Raw genomic sequence first — 17981 nt, 5'->3', positions numbered from 1 at the left:
AAATCACCCCTGATTTCAAGCTCCCACACCACTAATCAGCTCTACCCATTACTCTAACCGCTCATAATTACGAGGTATTCTTCTTTTTATACGAGGTAATCCTAAATATATCCGTAAAACTTCATCATAATTCCGTAGATAAAAATTTTTATCCGATTTTCGACATTTTGATCCGCTTGCAACATAACACTACAATCAATTCAATTCCTGATCTGCAGCATCACACCAAAAAGGTAAGGAATCTTATGAGCTGTTATGTTTAGGAACTGCTGGATATAGGGTAATTCTTCAGAAGTATACGTATGAAAAAGTTCGCTCCACCATTCCGTATCGTATCTGCTCAACATACTTAAGTTGTAAAGGATCACATAGTGAACCATAAATTCGTTAAGCGAAGGAGCTTGCAGAAGTTCACGGTTTACAGGCAAGTAATACGTGTTTTCCAGATGATGATACGATAACGGAAAGCAATCAAATGGCCGTAACGGTTCATTCGCCCCAAAAACAAGCTGCATCCTATAACTACTTTCATCCAAACTCATAGAAAACTTCGACGGAAACAGACCGTTCATATATTCACTAAATCGTTCTAATGACATATGTAGATGATTGTTAACGTGCGTTGGTAGGGAAAACGTGGAATCATTTTCTTTACTCATTTTAATGAGGTGGACATCACCATTCATTTGTTTAAATAAAGGACTTAATTCTGGCACAGTTTGAAGAAGAGAGATCATCGTGAATTTTTCTCCTTCGATATGTTTCATGTGAAACACTTTTTCACAAAAATGATTGAACAGACCTGTTCGTTGTACTTTCACTTCATCATATAGAAACTCATAGCTTCTTTTCTTTCTTTTTCTTGTAGAGAGTCCATGTGCAAGAACGGCACTTGAATCGGGATAGTCTGGATCGCTGCATAGTATGCATGCTTTCATAAGCTGAGTCATGCCGTAAAACAGGAGAACAGGCTTTAGCTCCATAGGGGCTTGATCGGCGAGGTTATAATATTTCTTTCCGTGCTCGATATAGTAAATAAACCCATATGTATTATCAAAGCTTTTGCCGTTGCTGTCATCTATGTTTAATTGATGATATTGTTTATTCAAGAATTGCTGCGATTTTTGAGAGGAAAAGAACATATCGAATAAAGCCCATGGTTCATGTTGCGTCATCATTTCTTGATCAATCCTCTCTTCGTAAATTATTTGAAAAATCGAACATATTTTGTATTCCTTGACACTAGTGTACCCAGTTGATAATCTACAAATAATATTTTTCAGGAAGATAAATTTGAAGGGGTGGTTAAGGTATGTGGCAAGATAAGTTTGCAAAAGAAGGTTTAACCTTTGATGATGTGTTATTAATTCCAGCGAAATCGTCAGTTTTACCAGGTGATGTTTCAATTAAAACGAGGTTATCTGATACGGTTCAATTGAACGTTCCGATTATCAGTGCTGGAATGGACACAGTAACAGAAGCAAACATGGCAATCGCTATGGCACGACAAGGCGGTTTAGGAATTGTACACAAGAACATGTCTATTGAAGAACAAGCAGAACAGATCGACCGTGTTAAACGTTCTGAAAGCGGCGTAATCACAGACCCGTTCTACCTGACACCTGAGCATCAAGTTTTTGACGCTGAGCATTTGATGGGCAAGTATCGTATCAGCGGTGTACCGATCGTAGATGCAGACAAAAAATTAGTAGGTATCCTAACGAACCGTGATTTACGTTTTGTTCAAGATTACTCCATTAAAATTTCAGATGTTATGACAAAAGAAAACTTAGTAACTGCACCGGTTGGCACTACGTTAAAAGAAGCTGAAAAAACACTTCAGCAATATAAGATCGAAAAGCTTCCACTCGTAGATGATGAAGGTACACTTCAAGGCTTGATCACCATTAAGGATATCGAGAAAGTAATCGAGTTCCCGAACTCTGCAAAAGACTCACAAGGACGTTTGTTAGTAGGAGCTGCAGTAGGTGTTACAAAGGATGCCCTTCTACGTGTGGAGAAGTTAGTTGATGCAGGTGTAGATGTAATCGTGATCGACACGGCTCATGGTCATTCTGAAGGCGTTCTTCAAAAAGTTCGTGAAGTTAGAGAGGCTTATCCAAAATTAACGATCATCGCAGGTAACGTAGCTACAGCAGAAGCGACTCGTGATTTAATTGAAGCAGGAGCAAGCGTTGTAAAAGTCGGAATCGGACCTGGGTCGATCTGTACGACACGTGTTGTTGCCGGCGTAGGTGTTCCACAAGTAACTGCTGTTTATGATTGTGCAACAGAAGCGAAGAAGTATGGAGTACCAATCATTGCAGATGGTGGTATCAAATACTCTGGAGATATCGTTAAAGCGATCGCAGCAGGCGGACATGCTGTTATGCTAGGCAGTATGCTTGCTGGAGTATCTGAGAGTCCAGGAGAGCGTGAAATCTTCCAGGGACGTCAATTTAAAGTGTATCGCGGCATGGGTTCTGTAGGCGCGATGGAGCGAGGAAGCAGCGACCGCTATTTCCAGGAAAATAATAAGAAGCTTGTTCCAGAAGGTATTGAAGGACGACTACCTTACAAAGGACCATTGGCCGATACGATCTATCAGTTAGTTGGTGGTATCCGTTCAGGTATGGGCTATTGTGGAACAGCAACGATCGATGAGCTTCAAAATGATTCCCGTTTTGTAAAAATTACGGGTGCTGGTCTTCGTGAGAGTCATCCGCACCAAGTTCAAATTACTAAAGAAGCACCAAATTATTCAGTCTAAAGACACATTTTTAGGACAGAGGTATAACCTCTGTCTATTTTTTTGAAAATGTGTATGGTACAATAACTTTTGTGTGTAAATGGGTTTGGAGGTGCAGTTTTTTGAACAGCAAGATAAAACAACTTTTAGTGGTGACACTGATTTTTTCATTTTTTACGACGAGTTTATTAGGATTTTCAAAGTCAGCAAGTGCGGCACCGTCTTTAGATGTAGCAGCTGAAGGGGCTATACTTGTGGATGCAGAAACGGGGAAAATATTATATCAGAAAAATGCTGATAAGTTACTCGCTCCTGCAAGTATGAGTAAGATGATGACCGAATACCTATTACTAGAAGCCATTGACAAGAAAAAGATATCTTGGGATCAGAAAACGAGTATTTCTGAATATGCCCATAAGATTTCTCAAAATCGAACGTTATCGAACGTACCTTTACGTGTAGATGAAAAGTATACAGTTCGTGAGTTATATCAAGCGATGGCGATCTACTCTGCAAATGGAGCAACGATCGCATTATCAGAACTAATCGCGGGCTCTGAAGGTGAGTTCGTTAAAAAGATGAATGCCAAGGCGAAAGAACTTGGAATGAAAGATTTTAACTTTGTTAACTCTACGGGCCTTAATAATAAAGACCTTTTCGGCAACCATAATTCAGGCAGTGAAACAGACGAGAACATGATGAGTCCTCGTGCTACTGCTATTCTAGCTTACAACTTACTTAAAGATCATCCAGAAGTATTAGAAACAGCAAGTGTTCCACGTTTGAAATTCCGCGAGGGCACTGATGATGAAATTCAGATGGAAAACTGGAACTGGATGCTTCCTGAGCTCAATAGTGGCTATGAGGGAGTAGACGGTTTAAAAACAGGATCAACGGAACTTGCAGGTAACTGTTTTACAGGTACAGTGAAAAAGGGAGATACTCGCCTAATTTCAGTGGTTATGAAAACAGAGACTCGTTTAGATCGATTCAAAGAAACGAAAAAATTATTTGATTTTGGATTTGCAAACTTTGAAAAAGCGCAAATCCTAAAAGATAACTATCAAGTAAAGAGCAACAAAACGGTTCCTGTCGTAAAAGGTAAGGAAAAAGAAATTAAAGTTGCTACAAAAGAACCTCTTTCCATGGTGATCAAAAGAGGAGAAAAAGAAAACTATAAGCCTAAATTTGTTATGGATAAGAAGAAGATGACAAAAGAAGGCGAACTGACTGCACCTGTTAAAAAAGGTGAGGTTGTTGGTCATATCAATGTTGAGTATACAGGAAGCGGAGAAGACTATGGCTACCTGCTCGATGGAGAAACAAAAGGTAAAACAGAAGTAGTAACCACACAATCCGTTGAAAAAGCAAACTGGTTCGTTCTTGCTTTACGTGGTGTTGGCGGATTCTTCGGGGGACTTTGGTCCGGTGCCGTTGACATGGTTAAAGGCTGGTTTTAATTTATAGGAATTCATGAAGTTCTTTAGCACTTGCTGAAGGACTTCTTTTTTTTCAGAAAATAGAGAGAGCTTGCGCTTTTTTTGATTTGCGATAAAATAGATGAGAATACTAGTTTTATCTTAAAACAACCGAAAATTGTTGTTATAACACATATAATTCAGGGGGTAGTAAGCATGTTAAAAACAGGTACTGAACGTGTTAAAAGAGGAATGGCAGAAATGCAAAAAGGCGGCGTCATCATGGACGTTGTAAACGCAGAGCAAGCTCGTATTGCTGAAGCTGCAGGAGCGGTAGCGGTAATGGCACTTGAGCGTGTTCCTTCAGATATTCGTGCTGCAGGCGGAGTAGCGCGTATGGCTGATCCTACAATCACAGAAGAAGTTCTGAATGCTGTTTCTATTCCCGTAATGGCGAAAGCCCGTATCGGACACATCGTTGAAGCGCGTGTTCTTGAAGCGATGGGTGTTGATTATATCGATGAGAGTGAAGTACTAACTCCAGCGGATGAAGTTTTCCACTTATTGAAGAGCGATTACACAGTACCTTTCGTATGCGGAGCACGTGATCTTGGTGAAGCGTCACGCCGTATCGCTGAAGGTGCATCTATGCTTCGTACAAAAGGTGAGCCTGGAACTGGTAACATCGTTGAAGCGGTACGCCACATGAGAATGATCCAAGGACAGATCCGTAAAGTGGTTGCTATGAGTGAAGACGAGTTGATGACAGAAGCTAAGAACTTAGGTGCTCCATTTGAAGTTCTTCTTCAAATTAAAAAAGCGGGCAAGCTTCCTGTCGTTAACTTTGCAGCAGGCGGTATCGCAACACCAGCAGATGCAGCACTCATGATGGAACTTGGCGCTGACGGCGTATTCGTTGGATCAGGAATCTTCAAGTCTGAGAATCCTGAAAAGTTTGCTCGTGCCATCGTAGAAGCTACAACTCATTACCAAGATTACAAACTAATCGCTGAACTATCTAAGGGTCTCGGAACGGCAATGAAAGGCATCGACATCTCTACACTAGCTCATGGTGAGCGCATGCAGGAGCGAGGCTGGTAAATCCATGCTAAAAATCGGAGTATTAGCCTTACAAGGTGCGGTACGAGAGCATGTAGCAGCGATTGAAGCAAGTGGAGCAGAAGCCGTAACGGTAAAGCGTGTAGATGAACTTGCAGACATAGACGGGTTAGTGATGCCAGGCGGCGAAAGTACAGCGATGAGACGATTGATCGATAAATATCATTTTTTAGAACCTTTGAAGAAATTTGCTCAAAACAAACCTGTTTTCGGAACATGTGCAGGATTGATCTTAATGGCTAAACGCATTCAAGGACAAGATACAGCACATCTTGAACTGATCGACATGACGGTTGAGCGCAATGCGTTCGGGCGCCAGGTGGACAGTTTTGAAGCAGAGCTGATGATACATGGTGTTGGTGAAGATTATACGGGAGTATTTATTCGAGCACCGTTTATCGTTGAAGTTGGACCGGAAGTGGAAATTCTTTCGAAGCATAACGATCGAATCGTAGCGGCTAAACAAGGACACTTCCTCTGTGCAGCCTTCCATCCAGAGCTAACGGACGACTATCGACTTCATCAATATTTTGTAAAAATGGTACAAACCGCTAAAGAAGTAGTTGCATAAAATACAAAAATGCTGTACATTACTATAAAATCATTATAAAAAATCAATGACAGGAACTAGTAGCAAAAATTACTTTGTTTAGAGAGTCGGTGGCTGGTGAAAACCGATCAAGGTGTTTTGTGAATCCATCCTCGAGTGAAGAGCTGAACGTTCAGTAAGCTTTTCCGGTGAAGAACCGTTACATGTAATCGAGCCGGCAATAGAATTATCTATTGCAATTAGGGTGGCAACGCGGGTTAACTCTCGTCCCTATTTCTAATTTTATTAGAGATAGCGGGCGGGAGTTTTTTGGTGTTAGTTTTTATATTCTCTCCCTTGCATGGTTGAATGGAGCGTAAGATGCGACACTTTCTAATGGCGCAAAGCGGCAGGAGGCTCACCGCACGCCCCGTGGAAAGCGAGAAATCTAGAGAGAATCAACTACTAACTGAGCGACCATGTATGAGAAAACCGTGATTTTTTATAAACTAAAGGAGGACATAAACATGTTAGATTTAAAATTTGTTCGTGCCAATTTTGAAGAAGTAAAAGAAAAGTTATCTGCTCGTGGAGAAGACCTCTCAGGATTAGATCAGTTCGAAGCATTAGATCAGCGCCGCCGCGAGTTAATCGGTGAAACGGAAGCACTAAAATCTAAGCGTAATGAAGTATCTAAACAAGTAGCAGAGTTTAAGCGTGAGAAAAAAGACGCTGACCACCTCATCACAGAGATGCGCGAAGTAGGTGACAAGATCAAAACAATGGATGATGAGCTTCGTCAAGTAGAAGAAGACCTTCACGCTATCATGCTGACGTTGCCTAACATCCCTCATGAAAGTGTTCCAGTTGGTGAGACTGAGGATGATAACGTACCTGTACGTCACTGGGGAGATGTTCCTGAGTTTGCTTTTGAAGCAAAACCTCACTGGGATATCGCGACTGATCTGAACATCGTTGATTTCGAACGTGGAGCAAAAGTAACAGGCAGCCGTTTCGCTTTTTATAAAGGTTTAGGAGCTCGTTTAGAGCGTGCACTTATCAACTTCATGATGGATTTGCACGAAGATGAGCATGGCTATACTGAAGTATTGCCTCCATACATGGTTAACCGTCAAAGCATGACAGGAACAGGGCAGCTTCCAAAGTTTGAGGAAGACGCGTTCAAAATTCGCGAAGAAGACTATTTCTTGATTCCAACTTCTGAAGTTCCTGTAACAAACATGCACCGAGAAGAGATTCTATCAGCTGACGAACTTCCGATCACATATGCGGCGTACAGCGCATGTTTCCGTTCTGAAGCGGGATCTGCAGGACGCGACACGCGCGGTTTGATCCGTCAGCATCAGTTCAATAAAGTAGAGCTAGTTCGCTTCGTTAAACCTGAAGATTCTTATGAGGAGCTCGAGAAGCTTACAGGACACGCTGAAAAAGTACTTCAGCTGCTCAACCTTCCGTACCGCGTACTGAGCATGTGTACGGCTGACCTAGGATTCACAGCAGCTAAGAAGTACGATATCGAAGTCTACTTACCAAGCTACGCGGAGTACCGCGAGATTTCTTCTTGCTCTAACTTTGAAGATTTCCAAGCGCGCCGTGCCCAAATTCGTTTCCGTCGAGATGCAAAAGGGAAGCCTGAATTCGTTCATACGCTAAATGGATCTGGACTTGCGATCGGTCGTACAGTAGCGGCCATCTTAGAGAACTACCAACAAGAGGATGGAACTGTAGTTATTCCGGAAGTTCTTCGTCCTTATATGGGGAATAAAGAAGTAATTAAGTAAAAGATTGAATAAGCTGACTCGAAAATGGTCCCAAAAGGACCTTAAGAGTCAGCTTTTATATGTTTACGGGATGTAAAAGTTATATGATCGGTGGTGCGATTCCGTTTTCAGGTGGTAAGATGTTGATTACCGGTGGAAACTCAGGATTCACAGGTGGAAATTTTAGTGTTACAGGTGGAAAACACAGTTTTAGCGGCGAACGTGTAATAAATACAAGAACACGTACCGTAAAACCTTGCCTCAAAAAAGACAAGCAAAGTTTTTTTAAAAAAAAACAAAAAAAGTTTTGAAAGACCGTTGACACTATATTTAACAGCATGTTATTATAGTTCTTGTCAGTCACACGGAGGTATACCCAAGTCCGGCTGAAGGGATCGGTCTTGAAAACCGACAGGGGTTTAACGACCCGCGGGGGTTCGAATCCCTCTACCTCCTCCATATACATATTCAACCTCATCTGAGTTTCTCGGATGAGGTTTTTTGTTGTGTTTTTTTTGCTCTTTTTCTCATGCGAGCACCTGAATCGAAAATCGTCCACTTTCAAAATCTCGGAGAAAATCTCTAAAAATTTAAACCTTTAACACTCAATGATGTAAGCGCTAACACTTTAAAGTGATAAAATTTAGTATTGACAGAACTTTTAGACAGAGCGTATGATGACAACTATAACTTAATTCAATAATGCAATACTTATTCAGAGAGACCGAGGGATCAGGCCCTATGACGTCCGGCAACCTCCAGTATGGAACGGTGCTACTTCCTGCAGAATGATGATTCATTCTGGAAGATAAGTCGATGTCTACTTATTCGCCCTCTTCCATGAAATGAAGAGGGCTTTTTTATATTTAAGGGGGAAGACATATGATCGAGATTAAGGACGTGACTAAATTATATAAAGTAAAAGGCAAAGAAATCGTCGGTGTGAAAAATGTATCACTGACCATCGATAAAGGTGAGATCTTTGGCATTGTAGGATATAGCGGGGCTGGGAAGAGTTCGCTGCTGCGCTGTCTCAACTTATTAGAAAAACCAACATCAGGAGAAATCAAGATCGATGGCATCCCAATCACCGAGCTCGGGAAAAAGGAGTTACGCGAGGAGCGCCTGAAGATCGGCATGATCTTTCAACATTTTTATTTGATCAGTGCAAAGACGGTTTTTGAGAACATTGCCTTCGCTTTAAAAGCAGCAGGAAAAACGAAAGAAGAAATCAGCAGTAAAACAAACGAGCTTTTAAAAATGGTGGGATTAGAGAATCAAAAAGATCAGTACCCTTCTCAGCTGAGTGGGGGTCAGAAACAGCGAGTAGGTATCGCGAGAGCTCTGGCAAACGACCCGAAGGTATTACTTTGTGATGAAGCGACTTCAGCTCTTGATCCGAATACAACGAAATCGATTCTTTCCTTGCTGAAGTCTATCAATAAAAAGTTAGGCATTACGATCGTACTGATCACGCATGAGATGGAAGTGGTAAAAGAGATCTGCCACCGAATGGCTATCATGCAGGATGGAGAAATCATCGAGTCGGGTGATGTGTACAATATTTTTGCTAATCCAGAAAAAGAACTCACAAAAACGTTCATCAGCTCTGTTATCCAGATGGATCTACCAGAGCCGCTCCTGAAGAACAGAAAAGGAACGGTGATCAAGATTCAGTTCAAAGGAGCCATTGCAGAAGAAGCCGTAGTTTCTGAGCTTTTCCAAAACTTCCGTGTTAAAGGAAATATCCTTCACGGTAAGATCGAATATATTCAGGAAACACCGCTTGGTATCTTCATCATGGAACTTGTCGGTGAAGAAGCAGAAGTGAAGCGAGCGATCTCATATATTGAAAGTCGCATAGAAAATCTTGAGGTGGTGAAACAAGTTGCTTGATTCAATTTTAAACATCCTTCCAGATCTGAATAAAGCATTCTTCGAAACGTTATATATGGTCGCGATATCGCTCGGTGTATCATTAGTAGTTGGCCTGCCGCTAGGTATTATCCTATTTGTAACAGACAAAGGATTATTGTTTGAGAATGCGTGGATCAAACAGATAGCGGGCATTCTTGTGAACTTGATCCGCTCTGTGCCATTCATTATTCTATTAGTCGCTTTACTACCGTTAACACAACTGATAACCGGAACAACGATCGGACCAACGGCAGCGTCTGTCTCTTTATCTGTCGCAGCCATCCCGTTCTTTGCAAGGCTCGTAGAAACCTCTTTACGGGAGATCGATAAAGGCGTGATCGAAGCGGCCGTTGCAGTAGGCGCAACGCCATGGATGATCATCCGTGAAGTCCTTCTACCAGAAGCGAAGCCAGGGATCGTTCAAGCGATAACAGTCACAGCCATCAGCTTGCTAGGCTATTCAGCCATGGCCGGTATCGTCGGCGGCGGAGGAATCGGAGACTTCGCAATCCGCTTCGGTTACTATCGCTACGACAACACGATCATGCTAACAACCGTCATTCTACTAATCGTAATCGTGCAGCTCATGCAAGTCATCGGAGACGGTGCTGCAAAGGCTGTAAACAAACGATAAATTTAATTACTAAAGGACAGACGTGAAAAACTTGTCTATAAAAGGTTTGGTTATAGGTTTAAAAAGACTTCATTGGTAAGTTGATTGGAGTGTAAGGTGTGAGACTCCTGCGGGACGAGCGGTCAGGTGAGACCCTTAATGGCGCAAAGCGGCAAGGGGCTCACCTGTCGCCCCGCGGAAAGCGAAGCACCTGAAACGGAAATCAACCACTCACAAGAACATCATGTATTTGCAAAAACAATTTTAAAAGGGGATCATCATGAAAAAAATCATACTCACATTACTAACCGCACTGCTAGCTTTCGGCTTAGCAGGATGCTCATCTTCATCAGATGCATCAAAAGATAAAGAAGTAACCCTCGGCGCAACAGCAGGACCATACACAGACATGGTCAACAAAGCGATCAAGCCCTCACTAGAGAAAAAAGGATACAAAGTAAAAGTCATTGAATTCAGCGACTATATTCAGCCAAACATGGCATTATCAAAAGGCGATCTAGATGCGAACCTTTTTCAGCACAAAGTGTACATGGAGAATTTCGCAAAAGAAAAGAACTTAAAGCTTTCAGAAGTCATCATTGTTCCAACAGCACCGATGGGTCTCTATTCTGAGAAATTCAAATCGGTTAAGGACATAAAAGAAGGCAGCACGGTCGCTATTCCGAACGACCCGGTTAACTTAGCGCGCACGTTGCTCATGCTTGAAGATGCAAAACTGATCACCATTAAAGAGGGAATCAACGAACTAACAGCTTCTGAGAAAGATGTTAAGGATAATCCTAAGAAGCTCGTTTTCAAACCATTAGAAGCGGCGCAGCTTCCACGTGCTGTCCAAAGTGCAGATGTTGCAGCTGTGCCTGGTAACTTTGCACTCGCAGCAAAGATGGACTTATTAGATGCGATACAATTAGAGAACATGCCGGACACGTACCGTAACCGTGTTGTGGTAAACACGAAGGATGTAGATTCTGCTTTTGCAAAAGATATTAAGAAGGTAGTGGAATCGAAGGAGTTTGAAGAAGTGATCGATAAGGAGTTCGAAGGCTTCGGAAAACCAGAATGGATGAAGAAATAAAATCAAACAAAACCCCGGAGCTCATAAGAATGAGAACCGGGGTTTTTTTATGTTTATAAGCGAACTTCTCGTTTCGCTTCAATCTTTAGTGCAATCTTTTCTACGATATGATCGATGGACTCAGGATTATCGCGAAGATCGTAATCATTAATATTCACACGAAGCACAGGACAAGAATTAAAAGAAGCGATCCACTTTTCATAGCGATCGTACATTTCTTCCCAATAAGAAACCGGTGTTTCTTGCTCCATCTTACGTCCGCGTTTTTGAATACGAGCTAAGATATCATCAAGAGAGCCTTCTAAGTATATCAAGCAATCAGGCTGCGGGAAGTATGGTGTCATGACCATAGCTTCAAACAGGTGAGTATACGTTTCGTAATCTACATCAGACATGTTGCCTTTATCAAAGTGCATGCGAGCAAATATTCCTGTGTCTTCATAGATCGAACGGTCTTGCACAAATCCGCCGCCATAGTCGAACATTCTTTTTTGCTCTTTGAAGCGTTCTGCTAAAAAGAAGATCTGCAGGTGGAAGCTCCAGCGCTTAAAATCATGATAAAAGTTTTCTAAGTATGGGTTGTTATCCACTTTTTCCATGGATGTACGAAACTTTAATTTTTCAGCAAGTGCATTCGTAAATGTAGATTTCCCCGCACCTACCATACCTGCCACAGTAATGACAGCATCGTTTGGGATTCCGTATTGTATGAGTTTACTCATCGCGCAACTTCTCCTTTTTTCAGAGTTGCATCGATTAAGGAAAAGATCTTCTCTTTATCCGCTTCATACGCAACAAAATCTAAGTCATCTCCGTTAAACGAGAGCACAGGAATCTCCGGGTGCTGCTTTTTAAAGGCAGTCATGAACGTCTCGTAATCTTCAGCTAACTGTTCTAAGTATGCAGGCTCCATATTTTGCTCGATAAAACGTCCACGCTTACGCACGCGGTCCAGCAACGTATCAAGGCTAGCGTTTAAATAGATGATCACGTTTGGTACAGGCATATCCTCAGTAAGAATATCGAAACACTGCATGTATTTATGAAGATTTCCGTCTTTTAGCGTTCGACCTGCAAAAATACGGTTCTTAAAGATATGATAATCAGAAACGACAGGTATCTGTTTAGATAAATACTGTCCTTGAATCTCTTCAAGCTGTTTATACCTGTTGCAAAGAAAGAACATCTCGGTTTGAAAACTCCACTCATCGATGTTGTCATAAAATTTTCCGAGAAAAGGATTCTCCTCTACAATCTCTTTCAATAATTGAAAGTTATAGTGCTCGGCAATAGCTTTTGCGAGCGATGTTTTCCCTACGCCAATCGGCCCTTCAACTGCGATAAAGGGGGTTGAACTCATCTTCCTTTTCCTCCCTTATAAATAACAAACGAAAAATTACAGACAAAGAATATTGTAGCATACGTTTGGAAAAGGTGGTGAGATTATCGGTAAAAAGTTAATGGTAAATATGCTATTTAGTACATCGTTTTATGTTTGTTTTCATTTGCCTGATCGATGATCGCTTTTAAATCTAAGTCTTCGCTCTTGCTGATATCGGCATTCAATGTCTTTTCCATTAAAATTAAGGCTCTTTCGTTATCTTCTTCTATATTAGATGCTGAACAATCAGCAGGTGCATAAAGTGTATAACCTCTCATATAAGCATCGTTTGCTGTAAAGAGAACACATATGTTACCTGCTACACCACATAGTATTAAAGTTTGGATACTAAGTTCATTTAATAAAGTGGATAATGGTGTCGAGAAAAATCCGGAATGCTTTGGTTTGACGACAAAAAAATCATCATCGTCAGGCTGCAATTTTTTTACGAATTCACCACCGGATTGCGTAGAGCAATAATCAACAAGCTTGTGTTTATCCGATTGCCATTGTCCGAAGTTATCGTTCACATAAATAACGGGTATCTTCTCTTTTTTAGCTCGTTTCTTCAGATCATAAATTTTATCGGCGATCGGTGCAGACGTTTTTAACAAAAGCGGCGCCTCAGGAAAATTAAAGTCGTTGATCACGTCAATAATAAGCAGAGCGACCGGTATTTTATTGTTCTCGTGCTGATCTTGTTTTTCCATAACGAATCCTCTCTTTCGTTTAAGCATATTTAGTAAATAGTCATTCTTATCTATATAAAAGATGTAACGAATTTGATCTATACAACCATTCCTTTCTTTATTATTAGCAAAACCTCTTGTATAATCTCTTACAACTAAAACTTTGGAGCGAAAATGATGGAGATCTTAGAAAAAGATGAATTTTACATGGAGCTTGCTCTAGAAGAAGCACAAAAAGCAGCGGATATCGGCGAGGTTCCCATTGGGGCTATTTTAGTAATAGAGGATGAAATTGTCGCAAGAGCCCATAATCTGCGTGAAGCCGAACAAAGAGCGATCGCTCATGCGGAGCTACTAGCCATTGACGAGGCATGTAGAGAACGGGATGCTTGGCGATTGGAAGGAGCAACACTTTATGTAACGCTTGAACCGTGTGCGATGTGTTCGGGCGCGATTGTCCTCTCAAGAGTAAGTCGTGTTGTGTACGGTGCGGCTGATCCTAAAGGGGGCTGTGCAGGAACGTTAATGAACCTTTTGCAAGAAGATCGTTTTAACCACCAATGTGAGGTTGTAGCGGGCGTAAAGAGTGAAGCGTGCGGTCATATTCTTTCACGCTTTTTCAAAAAACTCCGCGATCGTAAAAGGAAGGAAAAGGAAGATCGGACAAAGGAGCTTTAGTGCTCCTGCGGTTGATTTTTTTAAAAGGACATAGTATACTAAATCTTGCACATTTAGTTGTGCATCTAACATTGTTATACACTTTGTCGCGCTAGATGGGGAGGTAGCGGTGCCCTGTACTCGCAATCCGCTGTAGCGAGGTTGAATTCCTCTCCTCGGCTAGTTCAACGTATGGTCTGACGGACGTAAGTGGTGTTGATGTCCGGGTCCTGCGCAACGGAGACCCATGAACCCTGTCAGGTCCGGAAGGAAGCAGCAGTAAGTGGACCACTTCGTGTGCCGTGGGGCAACCTGGACTGAGCTAACTGCGTTTGTACGCATAGGTTGACTATTCCAAAGAGAGGTGCGCGGCATTCTAATATATAAACAATTACTCACCCTTGTTTCAGGGGTGAGTTTTTTGTAATGTTTCAGTATAATATAGAAAGAATGAAGTGATATAAAGGAGGCAAAGGGATGAGTTATCAAGCGCTCTACCGCGTATGGAGGCCACAGAGCTTTGAAGATATGGTCGGGCAGGAACACATTACTAAAACCATTCAAAATGCCTTGATGCAGGACAAGCTTTCCCATGCCTACCTGTTTTCAGGACCACGAGGAACGGGTAAAACAAGTGCGGCGAAGATCATTGCTAAAGCCGTTAACTGTGAACGGGCTCCAGTATCTGAGCCATGTAATGAATGTGACGCTTGTAGAGGAATCACGAACGGCTCGATATCGGATGTACTAGAAATCGATGCTGCATCTAATACAGGTGTGGATGATATAAGAGATATTCGGGACAAAGTAAAATTTGCACCGTCCTCTGTTACGTACAAAGTCTATATCATAGATGAAGTACATATGCTTTCAACTGGTGCGTTTAACGCGTTGTTAAAAACTTTAGAAGAACCGCCAAGCCATGTTATTTTTATTCTCGCAACAACAGAGCCGCATAAAATTCCGGCAACGATCGTTTCCAGATGTCAGCGGTTTGATTTTAAACGGATTTCTTCACAGTCTATCATCGGTCGAATGAGGCAGATCGTCGACGTCAACGGTACCGAAGTTGATGAAGAAGCCCTTCAACTGCTAGCGAGAGCAGCAGAAGGCGGAATGCGTGACGCATTAAGTCTTCTCGACCAGGCGATCTCCTATAGTGATGATAAAGTAAGAGTTGAAGATGTTTTGTCGGTAACCGGCTCAGCCTCGCAAAAACATCTTTCAGAGATGGCAGAAGCCTTTTTAGAAAAAGATGTTTCAAAAGCTCTTACATTATCGACAGAACTTTTACATGAAGGAAAAGATCCTGTTCGCTTTTTAGGAGACCTTATCTACTATTATAGAGATATGCTTCTATATAAAACGGCACCTCAATTAGAAGAGCTGTTAGAACGGGTCTCAACGGACGAAGACTTTGCACGATTAGCAGATGCTACAGCTGCAGAAGACATCTATTCGATCATCGGTCAGTTAAATGCGGCACAACAGGAGATGAAATGGACGAACCATCCTAAGATTTTCTTAGAGACAACGTTCATCAAGATTTGTTACAAAAAGCAAGAAGGGATCTCGTCTCAAGCAGGGAATCCTTCTGTTGAACCGTTAATGCAAAGAATTGAGCAATTAGAACAAGAACTTAAAAAGATGAAAGAAAGCGGCTGGTCATCTAACGGACCTTCCTCCCAGACCGAAGCAGAAGCTCCAAGAGAGAAACGAGTGATAAGAGGACAAGGTGGCGCATCACAAACGCAAGTGAAAGAGATGCTCAAAAAAGCAAAAAAACCAAACCTTGTTCAGCTTAAAGGAATGTGGGGAGAGATCTTAGATAAGATTCGTTCTGAAAAAGTAAGTGCATATGCCCTTCTTTCAGGAGCAGAGCCGGTAGCTTGTTCAGATCAAATCTTTTTGCTGGCATTTCAGCATGAAATCCACCGTCAAATGGCATCTCAAGAGAACAACAGAAGCTATGTTGAAAGCGCAGTTTATAGTACAATAGGAAAGAACCTGTCCATGCTATCCATATTGGATCCAGAATGGCAGAAACTAAAAGCTGATTTCATTAAAGAGCAACAGCAAGGCCAGCCATCTTCTGAAGAAAAAGAAAAAACAGAAGATCCTCTCATCGCAGAGGCGATCAAATTGGTTGGCGATGATTTAATTGAGATAAAAGAAGAGGAACAATAAAAGGAGGAATTGTACGATGATGAAAGGCAACATGAACAATATGATGAAGCAAATGCAAAAAATGCAGCGTGACATGGCAAAAGCTCAAGAGGAACTAAAAGATAAAGTGATCGAAGGTACAGCTGGAGGCGGTATGGTTACCGTTAAAGCGAACGGTCACAAAGAGATCATCGACATTATCATTAAAGAAGAAGTGGTAGATCCAGATGATATCGATATGCTTCAAGATCTTGTACTAGCAGCTACGAACGATGCACTTAAGAAAGTAGACGAACTGGTATCACAAGACATGGGCAAATTCACAAAAGGACTTAACATTCCTGGAATGTTCTAGGAATATGCTATGCATTATCCTGAACCGATTTCAAAACTGATTGAAAGCTTTATGAAATTGCCGGGCATCGGACCGAAAACGGCGGTTCGCCTGGCATTTTTCGTATTGGAAATGAAAGAAGATGACGTGCTTGATTTTGGACGAGCACTCGTTAATGCGAAACGTCAGCTTATCTATTGTTCCAACTGCTTTCATATTACTGACCGTGATCCTTGCATGATCTGTGATGATTCAAGCAGAGACCGAACGACAATCTGTGTTGTCCACGATTCCAAGGATGTTATTGCAATGGAAAAAATGAAAGAATATCGAGGACTCTATCATGTACTTCAAGGTGCCATCTCACCAATGGACGGCGTAGGACCAGAAGATATTAAAGTCGCAGAACTATTGAAGCGTCTAACAGATGAAGGTATTCAAGAAATTATCATGGCTACTGATCCGAACATTGAAGGAGAAGCCACTGCCATGTATATCGCAAGACTTCTAAAACCAACGGGTATCAAGATTACTCGTATTGCACACGGCCTCCCTGTAGGTGGAGACTTAGAGTATGCGGACGAAGTAACGCTTTCCAAAGCACTTGAAGGAAGAAGAGAAATATAACTAAAGGGGTTGCTTGCATGTTTTTTTCCCGAAAAGGGCGATTGAAGCGATCCGGGGATGAAGAGCTGCTTCAAAGTCTTGATGAGCTAAAGATAAACTGGATGCATCAAAAAGAAATGGTTGAACGCAGTGTCGAGCCATCAGAAGAGGTTATCTTTAAGCTTCAACTAGCAGAATCAAAATACTTCTTCTTATTAAAAGAAGCGAAAAAAAGAAACGTGACAACCAGCAAGTTAAAATAACTGCTGTTCTTTTTTTTGGACAACTCCCATACAATGACTAGTAAATAACTTGGATGTTGTATAGGAGGGATTAGGAATGGAGCCAATAACGGTAATAGCTATTCTTGGAACTATCATCTTTGTTCTGCTTCTAGTAGGTGCTCCAATGCGGCCGATACGCTGGATCGGATTCGGTATTACACGCTTTTGTATCGGTGCACTGTTGCTTTTCTTATTAAATGCCATCGGAAACTCATATGATATTCATATTCCGATCAATGCGTTTACCGCTCTGATCTCAGGAATTGCTGGACTACCCGGCATAGCTTCCCTAGTAGCCATTGAATTCTTTATCTTGAACTAGGGGATTCAAATGTATTCTTAAACCAAGGTTTAGAGAGCGATAGTCAGCTTTCTAAACCTTTTTTCATTTATTTAAAGTAATTTCAAAATAACTATTGACCTGAAATCGCCATACGTGATATATTAGTTCTTGTCGCCGCAACACATGAAACATTGTTGCAGACGGGAAACAAATTTTAAAAAACGGTTGACTTCTTATTATAATGATGTTATCCTAATAAAGTCGCTAAAACGAGCGGCTAACACACAGTTCTTTGAAAACTGAACAAAAGAAAATAGGTAAGGAATTAAGAATTAATTCCGTCAGTTTTAAAATCGAGC

General features: G+C 41.5%; 19 protein-coding genes, 1 tRNA gene, 1 other RNA gene, 1 riboswitch and 1 other annotated feature. Of the genes, 17 read left to right on the top strand and 4 right to left on the bottom strand.

What is annotated here, in order from left to right:
• Nucleotides 1-200: 200 nt before the first annotated feature.
• On the bottom strand, nt 201-1178 hold the full coding sequence (locus tag H9648_RS20540; protein WP_191755558.1) for a YaaC family protein: 978 nt from the start codon (nt 1176-1178) through the stop codon (nt 201-203).
• Between the two features lie 134 nt (nt 1179-1312).
• On the opposite strand from H9648_RS20540, the gene guaB reads away from it, so the two are divergent.
• The 10 genes from guaB (at nt 1313) to H9648_RS20490 (ending at nt 11222) form a co-directional block, all read left to right on the top strand.
• On the top strand, nt 1313-2770 hold the full coding sequence (gene guaB, locus H9648_RS20535; protein ID WP_191755557.1) for an IMP dehydrogenase: 1458 nt from the start codon (nt 1313-1315) through the stop codon (nt 2768-2770).
• Nucleotides 2771-2898: 128 nt separating this feature from the next.
• Nucleotides 2899-4209, top strand: coding sequence for a D-alanyl-D-alanine carboxypeptidase family protein (locus tag H9648_RS20530; protein ID WP_318243567.1), 1311 nt, complete (start codon nt 2899-2901; stop codon nt 4207-4209).
• Nucleotides 4210-4383: 174 nt separating this feature from the next.
• Complete coding sequence (gene pdxS, locus H9648_RS20525; protein WP_066390422.1) at nt 4384-5268, top strand: pyridoxal 5'-phosphate synthase lyase subunit PdxS; 885 nt, start codon at nt 4384-4386, stop codon at nt 5266-5268.
• Between the two features lie 4 nt (nt 5269-5272).
• A complete protein-coding gene (gene pdxT, locus H9648_RS20520) occupies nt 5273-5857 on the top strand; it encodes a pyridoxal 5'-phosphate synthase glutaminase subunit PdxT (RefSeq protein WP_191755555.1) in 585 nt (194 codons plus the stop codon).
• A 37-nt stretch (nt 5858-5894) separates the two neighbouring features.
• Nucleotides 5895-6111 (top strand) — a binding site (T-box leader).
• A gap of 231 nt (nt 6112-6342) precedes the next feature.
• Nucleotides 6343-7617 carry a serine--tRNA ligase gene (gene serS, locus H9648_RS20515; protein ID WP_191755554.1) on the top strand — a complete coding sequence of 425 codons (1275 nt, stop codon included), beginning with the start codon at nt 6343-6345 and terminating at the stop codon, nt 7615-7617.
• An 83-nt stretch (nt 7618-7700) separates the two neighbouring features.
• A complete protein-coding gene (locus H9648_RS20510) occupies nt 7701-7907 on the top strand; it encodes a hypothetical protein (RefSeq protein ID WP_191755553.1) in 207 nt (68 codons plus the stop codon).
• 55 nt (nt 7908-7962) lie between these two features.
• Nucleotides 7963-8055: transfer RNA gene (locus H9648_RS20505), tRNA-Ser, on the top strand.
• Nucleotides 8056-8304: 249 nt separating this feature from the next.
• Nucleotides 8305-8411: riboswitch (SAM riboswitch) on the top strand.
• Between the two features lie 67 nt (nt 8412-8478).
• A complete protein-coding gene (locus H9648_RS20500) occupies nt 8479-9492 on the top strand; it encodes a methionine ABC transporter ATP-binding protein (protein ID WP_191755552.1) in 1014 nt (337 codons plus the stop codon).
• Complete coding sequence (locus H9648_RS20495) at nt 9485-10147, top strand: methionine ABC transporter permease (protein WP_225219028.1); 663 nt, start codon at nt 9485-9487, stop codon at nt 10145-10147. The genes H9648_RS20500 and H9648_RS20495 overlap by 8 nt, the downstream gene beginning before the upstream one ends.
• 259 nt (nt 10148-10406) lie before the next feature.
• Nucleotides 10407-11222: a MetQ/NlpA family ABC transporter substrate-binding protein gene (locus tag H9648_RS20490; RefSeq protein WP_066390441.1), complete on the top strand. Its 816-nt coding sequence runs from the start codon at nt 10407-10409 to the stop codon at nt 11220-11222.
• 53 nt (nt 11223-11275) lie between these two features.
• On the opposite strand, the gene H9648_RS20485 is transcribed toward H9648_RS20490, so the two are convergent.
• The 3 genes from H9648_RS20485 to H9648_RS20475 form a co-directional block, all read right to left on the bottom strand.
• On the bottom strand, nt 11276-11944 hold the full coding sequence (locus H9648_RS20485; protein WP_191755551.1) for a deoxynucleoside kinase: 669 nt from the start codon (nt 11942-11944) through the stop codon (nt 11276-11278).
• Nucleotides 11941-12582 carry a deoxynucleoside kinase gene (locus H9648_RS20480; protein WP_066390445.1) on the bottom strand — a complete coding sequence of 214 codons (642 nt, stop codon included), beginning with the start codon at nt 12580-12582 and terminating at the stop codon, nt 11941-11943. The genes H9648_RS20485 and H9648_RS20480 overlap by 4 nt, the downstream gene beginning before the upstream one ends.
• Nucleotides 12583-12698: 116 nt before the next feature.
• Nucleotides 12699-13313, bottom strand: coding sequence for a cysteine hydrolase family protein (locus H9648_RS20475; protein ID WP_191755550.1), 615 nt, complete (start codon nt 13311-13313; stop codon nt 12699-12701).
• 153 nt (nt 13314-13466) lie between these two features.
• On the opposite strand from H9648_RS20475, the gene tadA reads away from it, so the two are divergent.
• The 7 genes from tadA to H9648_RS20440 all read left to right on the top strand — a co-directional run bounded on the left by tadA (nt 13467) and on the right by H9648_RS20440 (nt 17661).
• Nucleotides 13467-13970, top strand: coding sequence for a tRNA adenosine(34) deaminase TadA (gene tadA / locus H9648_RS20470; protein ID WP_225219027.1), 504 nt, complete (start codon nt 13467-13469; stop codon nt 13968-13970).
• Between the two features lie 86 nt (nt 13971-14056).
• Nucleotides 14057-14321: signal recognition particle sRNA large type (gene ffs / locus H9648_RS20465), an RNA gene on the top strand.
• A gap of 105 nt (nt 14322-14426) precedes the next feature.
• On the top strand, nt 14427-16136 hold the full coding sequence (gene dnaX / locus H9648_RS20460; RefSeq protein WP_191755549.1) for a DNA polymerase III subunit gamma/tau: 1710 nt from the start codon (nt 14427-14429) through the stop codon (nt 16134-16136).
• A gap of 16 nt (nt 16137-16152) precedes the next feature.
• Nucleotides 16153-16470: a YbaB/EbfC family nucleoid-associated protein gene (locus tag H9648_RS20455; protein ID WP_370630164.1), complete on the top strand. Its 318-nt coding sequence runs from the start codon at nt 16153-16155 to the stop codon at nt 16468-16470.
• Between the two features lie 9 nt (nt 16471-16479).
• The gene (gene recR / locus H9648_RS20450) at nt 16480-17076 is read left to right on the top strand and encodes a recombination mediator RecR (RefSeq protein WP_191755548.1); all 597 of its coding nucleotides are present in this window, start codon (nt 16480-16482) and stop codon (nt 17074-17076) included.
• A 17-nt stretch (nt 17077-17093) separates the two neighbouring features.
• On the top strand, nt 17094-17318 hold the full coding sequence (locus tag H9648_RS20445) for a YaaL family protein (protein WP_191755547.1): 225 nt from the start codon (nt 17094-17096) through the stop codon (nt 17316-17318).
• A gap of 76 nt (nt 17319-17394) precedes the next feature.
• Complete coding sequence (locus tag H9648_RS20440) at nt 17395-17661, top strand: pro-sigmaK processing inhibitor BofA family protein (RefSeq protein ID WP_066390460.1); 267 nt, start codon at nt 17395-17397, stop codon at nt 17659-17661.
• The last annotated feature ends 320 nt before the right edge of the window (nt 17662-17981 follow it).

The sequence above is a fragment of the Fictibacillus norfolkensis genome (assembly GCF_014836645.1).
Lineage (GTDB): Bacteria > Bacillota > Bacilli > Bacillales > Fictibacillaceae > Fictibacillus > Fictibacillus norfolkensis.
The sequence above is the reverse complement of the archived record's forward strand: the minus strand, read 5'-3'. Positions and strand labels throughout refer to the sequence as shown.

Coding starts and splice junctions, on each gene's coding strand:
- H9648_RS20540 (WP_191755558.1), bottom strand. CDS start 1,178: ATGATGACGCAACATGAACCATGGGCTTTATTCGATATGTTCTTTTCC.
- guaB (WP_191755557.1), top strand. CDS start 1,313: ATGTGGCAAGATAAGTTTGCAAAAGAAGGTTTAACCTTTGATGATGTG.
- pdxS (WP_066390422.1), top strand. CDS start 4,384: ATGTTAAAAACAGGTACTGAACGTGTTAAAAGAGGAATGGCAGAAATG.
- pdxT (WP_191755555.1), top strand. CDS start 5,273: ATGCTAAAAATCGGAGTATTAGCCTTACAAGGTGCGGTACGAGAGCAT.
- serS (WP_191755554.1), top strand. CDS start 6,343: ATGTTAGATTTAAAATTTGTTCGTGCCAATTTTGAAGAAGTAAAAGAA.
- H9648_RS20510 (WP_191755553.1), top strand. CDS start 7,701: ATGATCGGTGGTGCGATTCCGTTTTCAGGTGGTAAGATGTTGATTACC.
- H9648_RS20500 (WP_191755552.1), top strand. CDS start 8,479: ATGATCGAGATTAAGGACGTGACTAAATTATATAAAGTAAAAGGCAAA.
- H9648_RS20490 (WP_066390441.1), top strand. CDS start 10,407: ATGAAAAAAATCATACTCACATTACTAACCGCACTGCTAGCTTTCGGC.
- H9648_RS20485 (WP_191755551.1), bottom strand. CDS start 11,944: ATGAGTAAACTCATACAATACGGAATCCCAAACGATGCTGTCATTACT.
- H9648_RS20480 (WP_066390445.1), bottom strand. CDS start 12,582: ATGAGTTCAACCCCCTTTATCGCAGTTGAAGGGCCGATTGGCGTAGGG.
- H9648_RS20475 (WP_191755550.1), bottom strand. CDS start 13,313: ATGGAAAAACAAGATCAGCACGAGAACAATAAAATACCGGTCGCTCTG.
- tadA (WP_225219027.1), top strand. CDS start 13,467: ATGATGGAGATCTTAGAAAAAGATGAATTTTACATGGAGCTTGCTCTA.
- dnaX (WP_191755549.1), top strand. CDS start 14,427: ATGAGTTATCAAGCGCTCTACCGCGTATGGAGGCCACAGAGCTTTGAA.
- H9648_RS20455 (WP_370630164.1), top strand. CDS start 16,153: ATGATGAAAGGCAACATGAACAATATGATGAAGCAAATGCAAAAAATG.
- recR (WP_191755548.1), top strand. CDS start 16,480: ATGCATTATCCTGAACCGATTTCAAAACTGATTGAAAGCTTTATGAAA.
- H9648_RS20445 (WP_191755547.1), top strand. CDS start 17,094: ATGTTTTTTTCCCGAAAAGGGCGATTGAAGCGATCCGGGGATGAAGAG.
- H9648_RS20440 (WP_066390460.1), top strand. CDS start 17,395: ATGGAGCCAATAACGGTAATAGCTATTCTTGGAACTATCATCTTTGTT.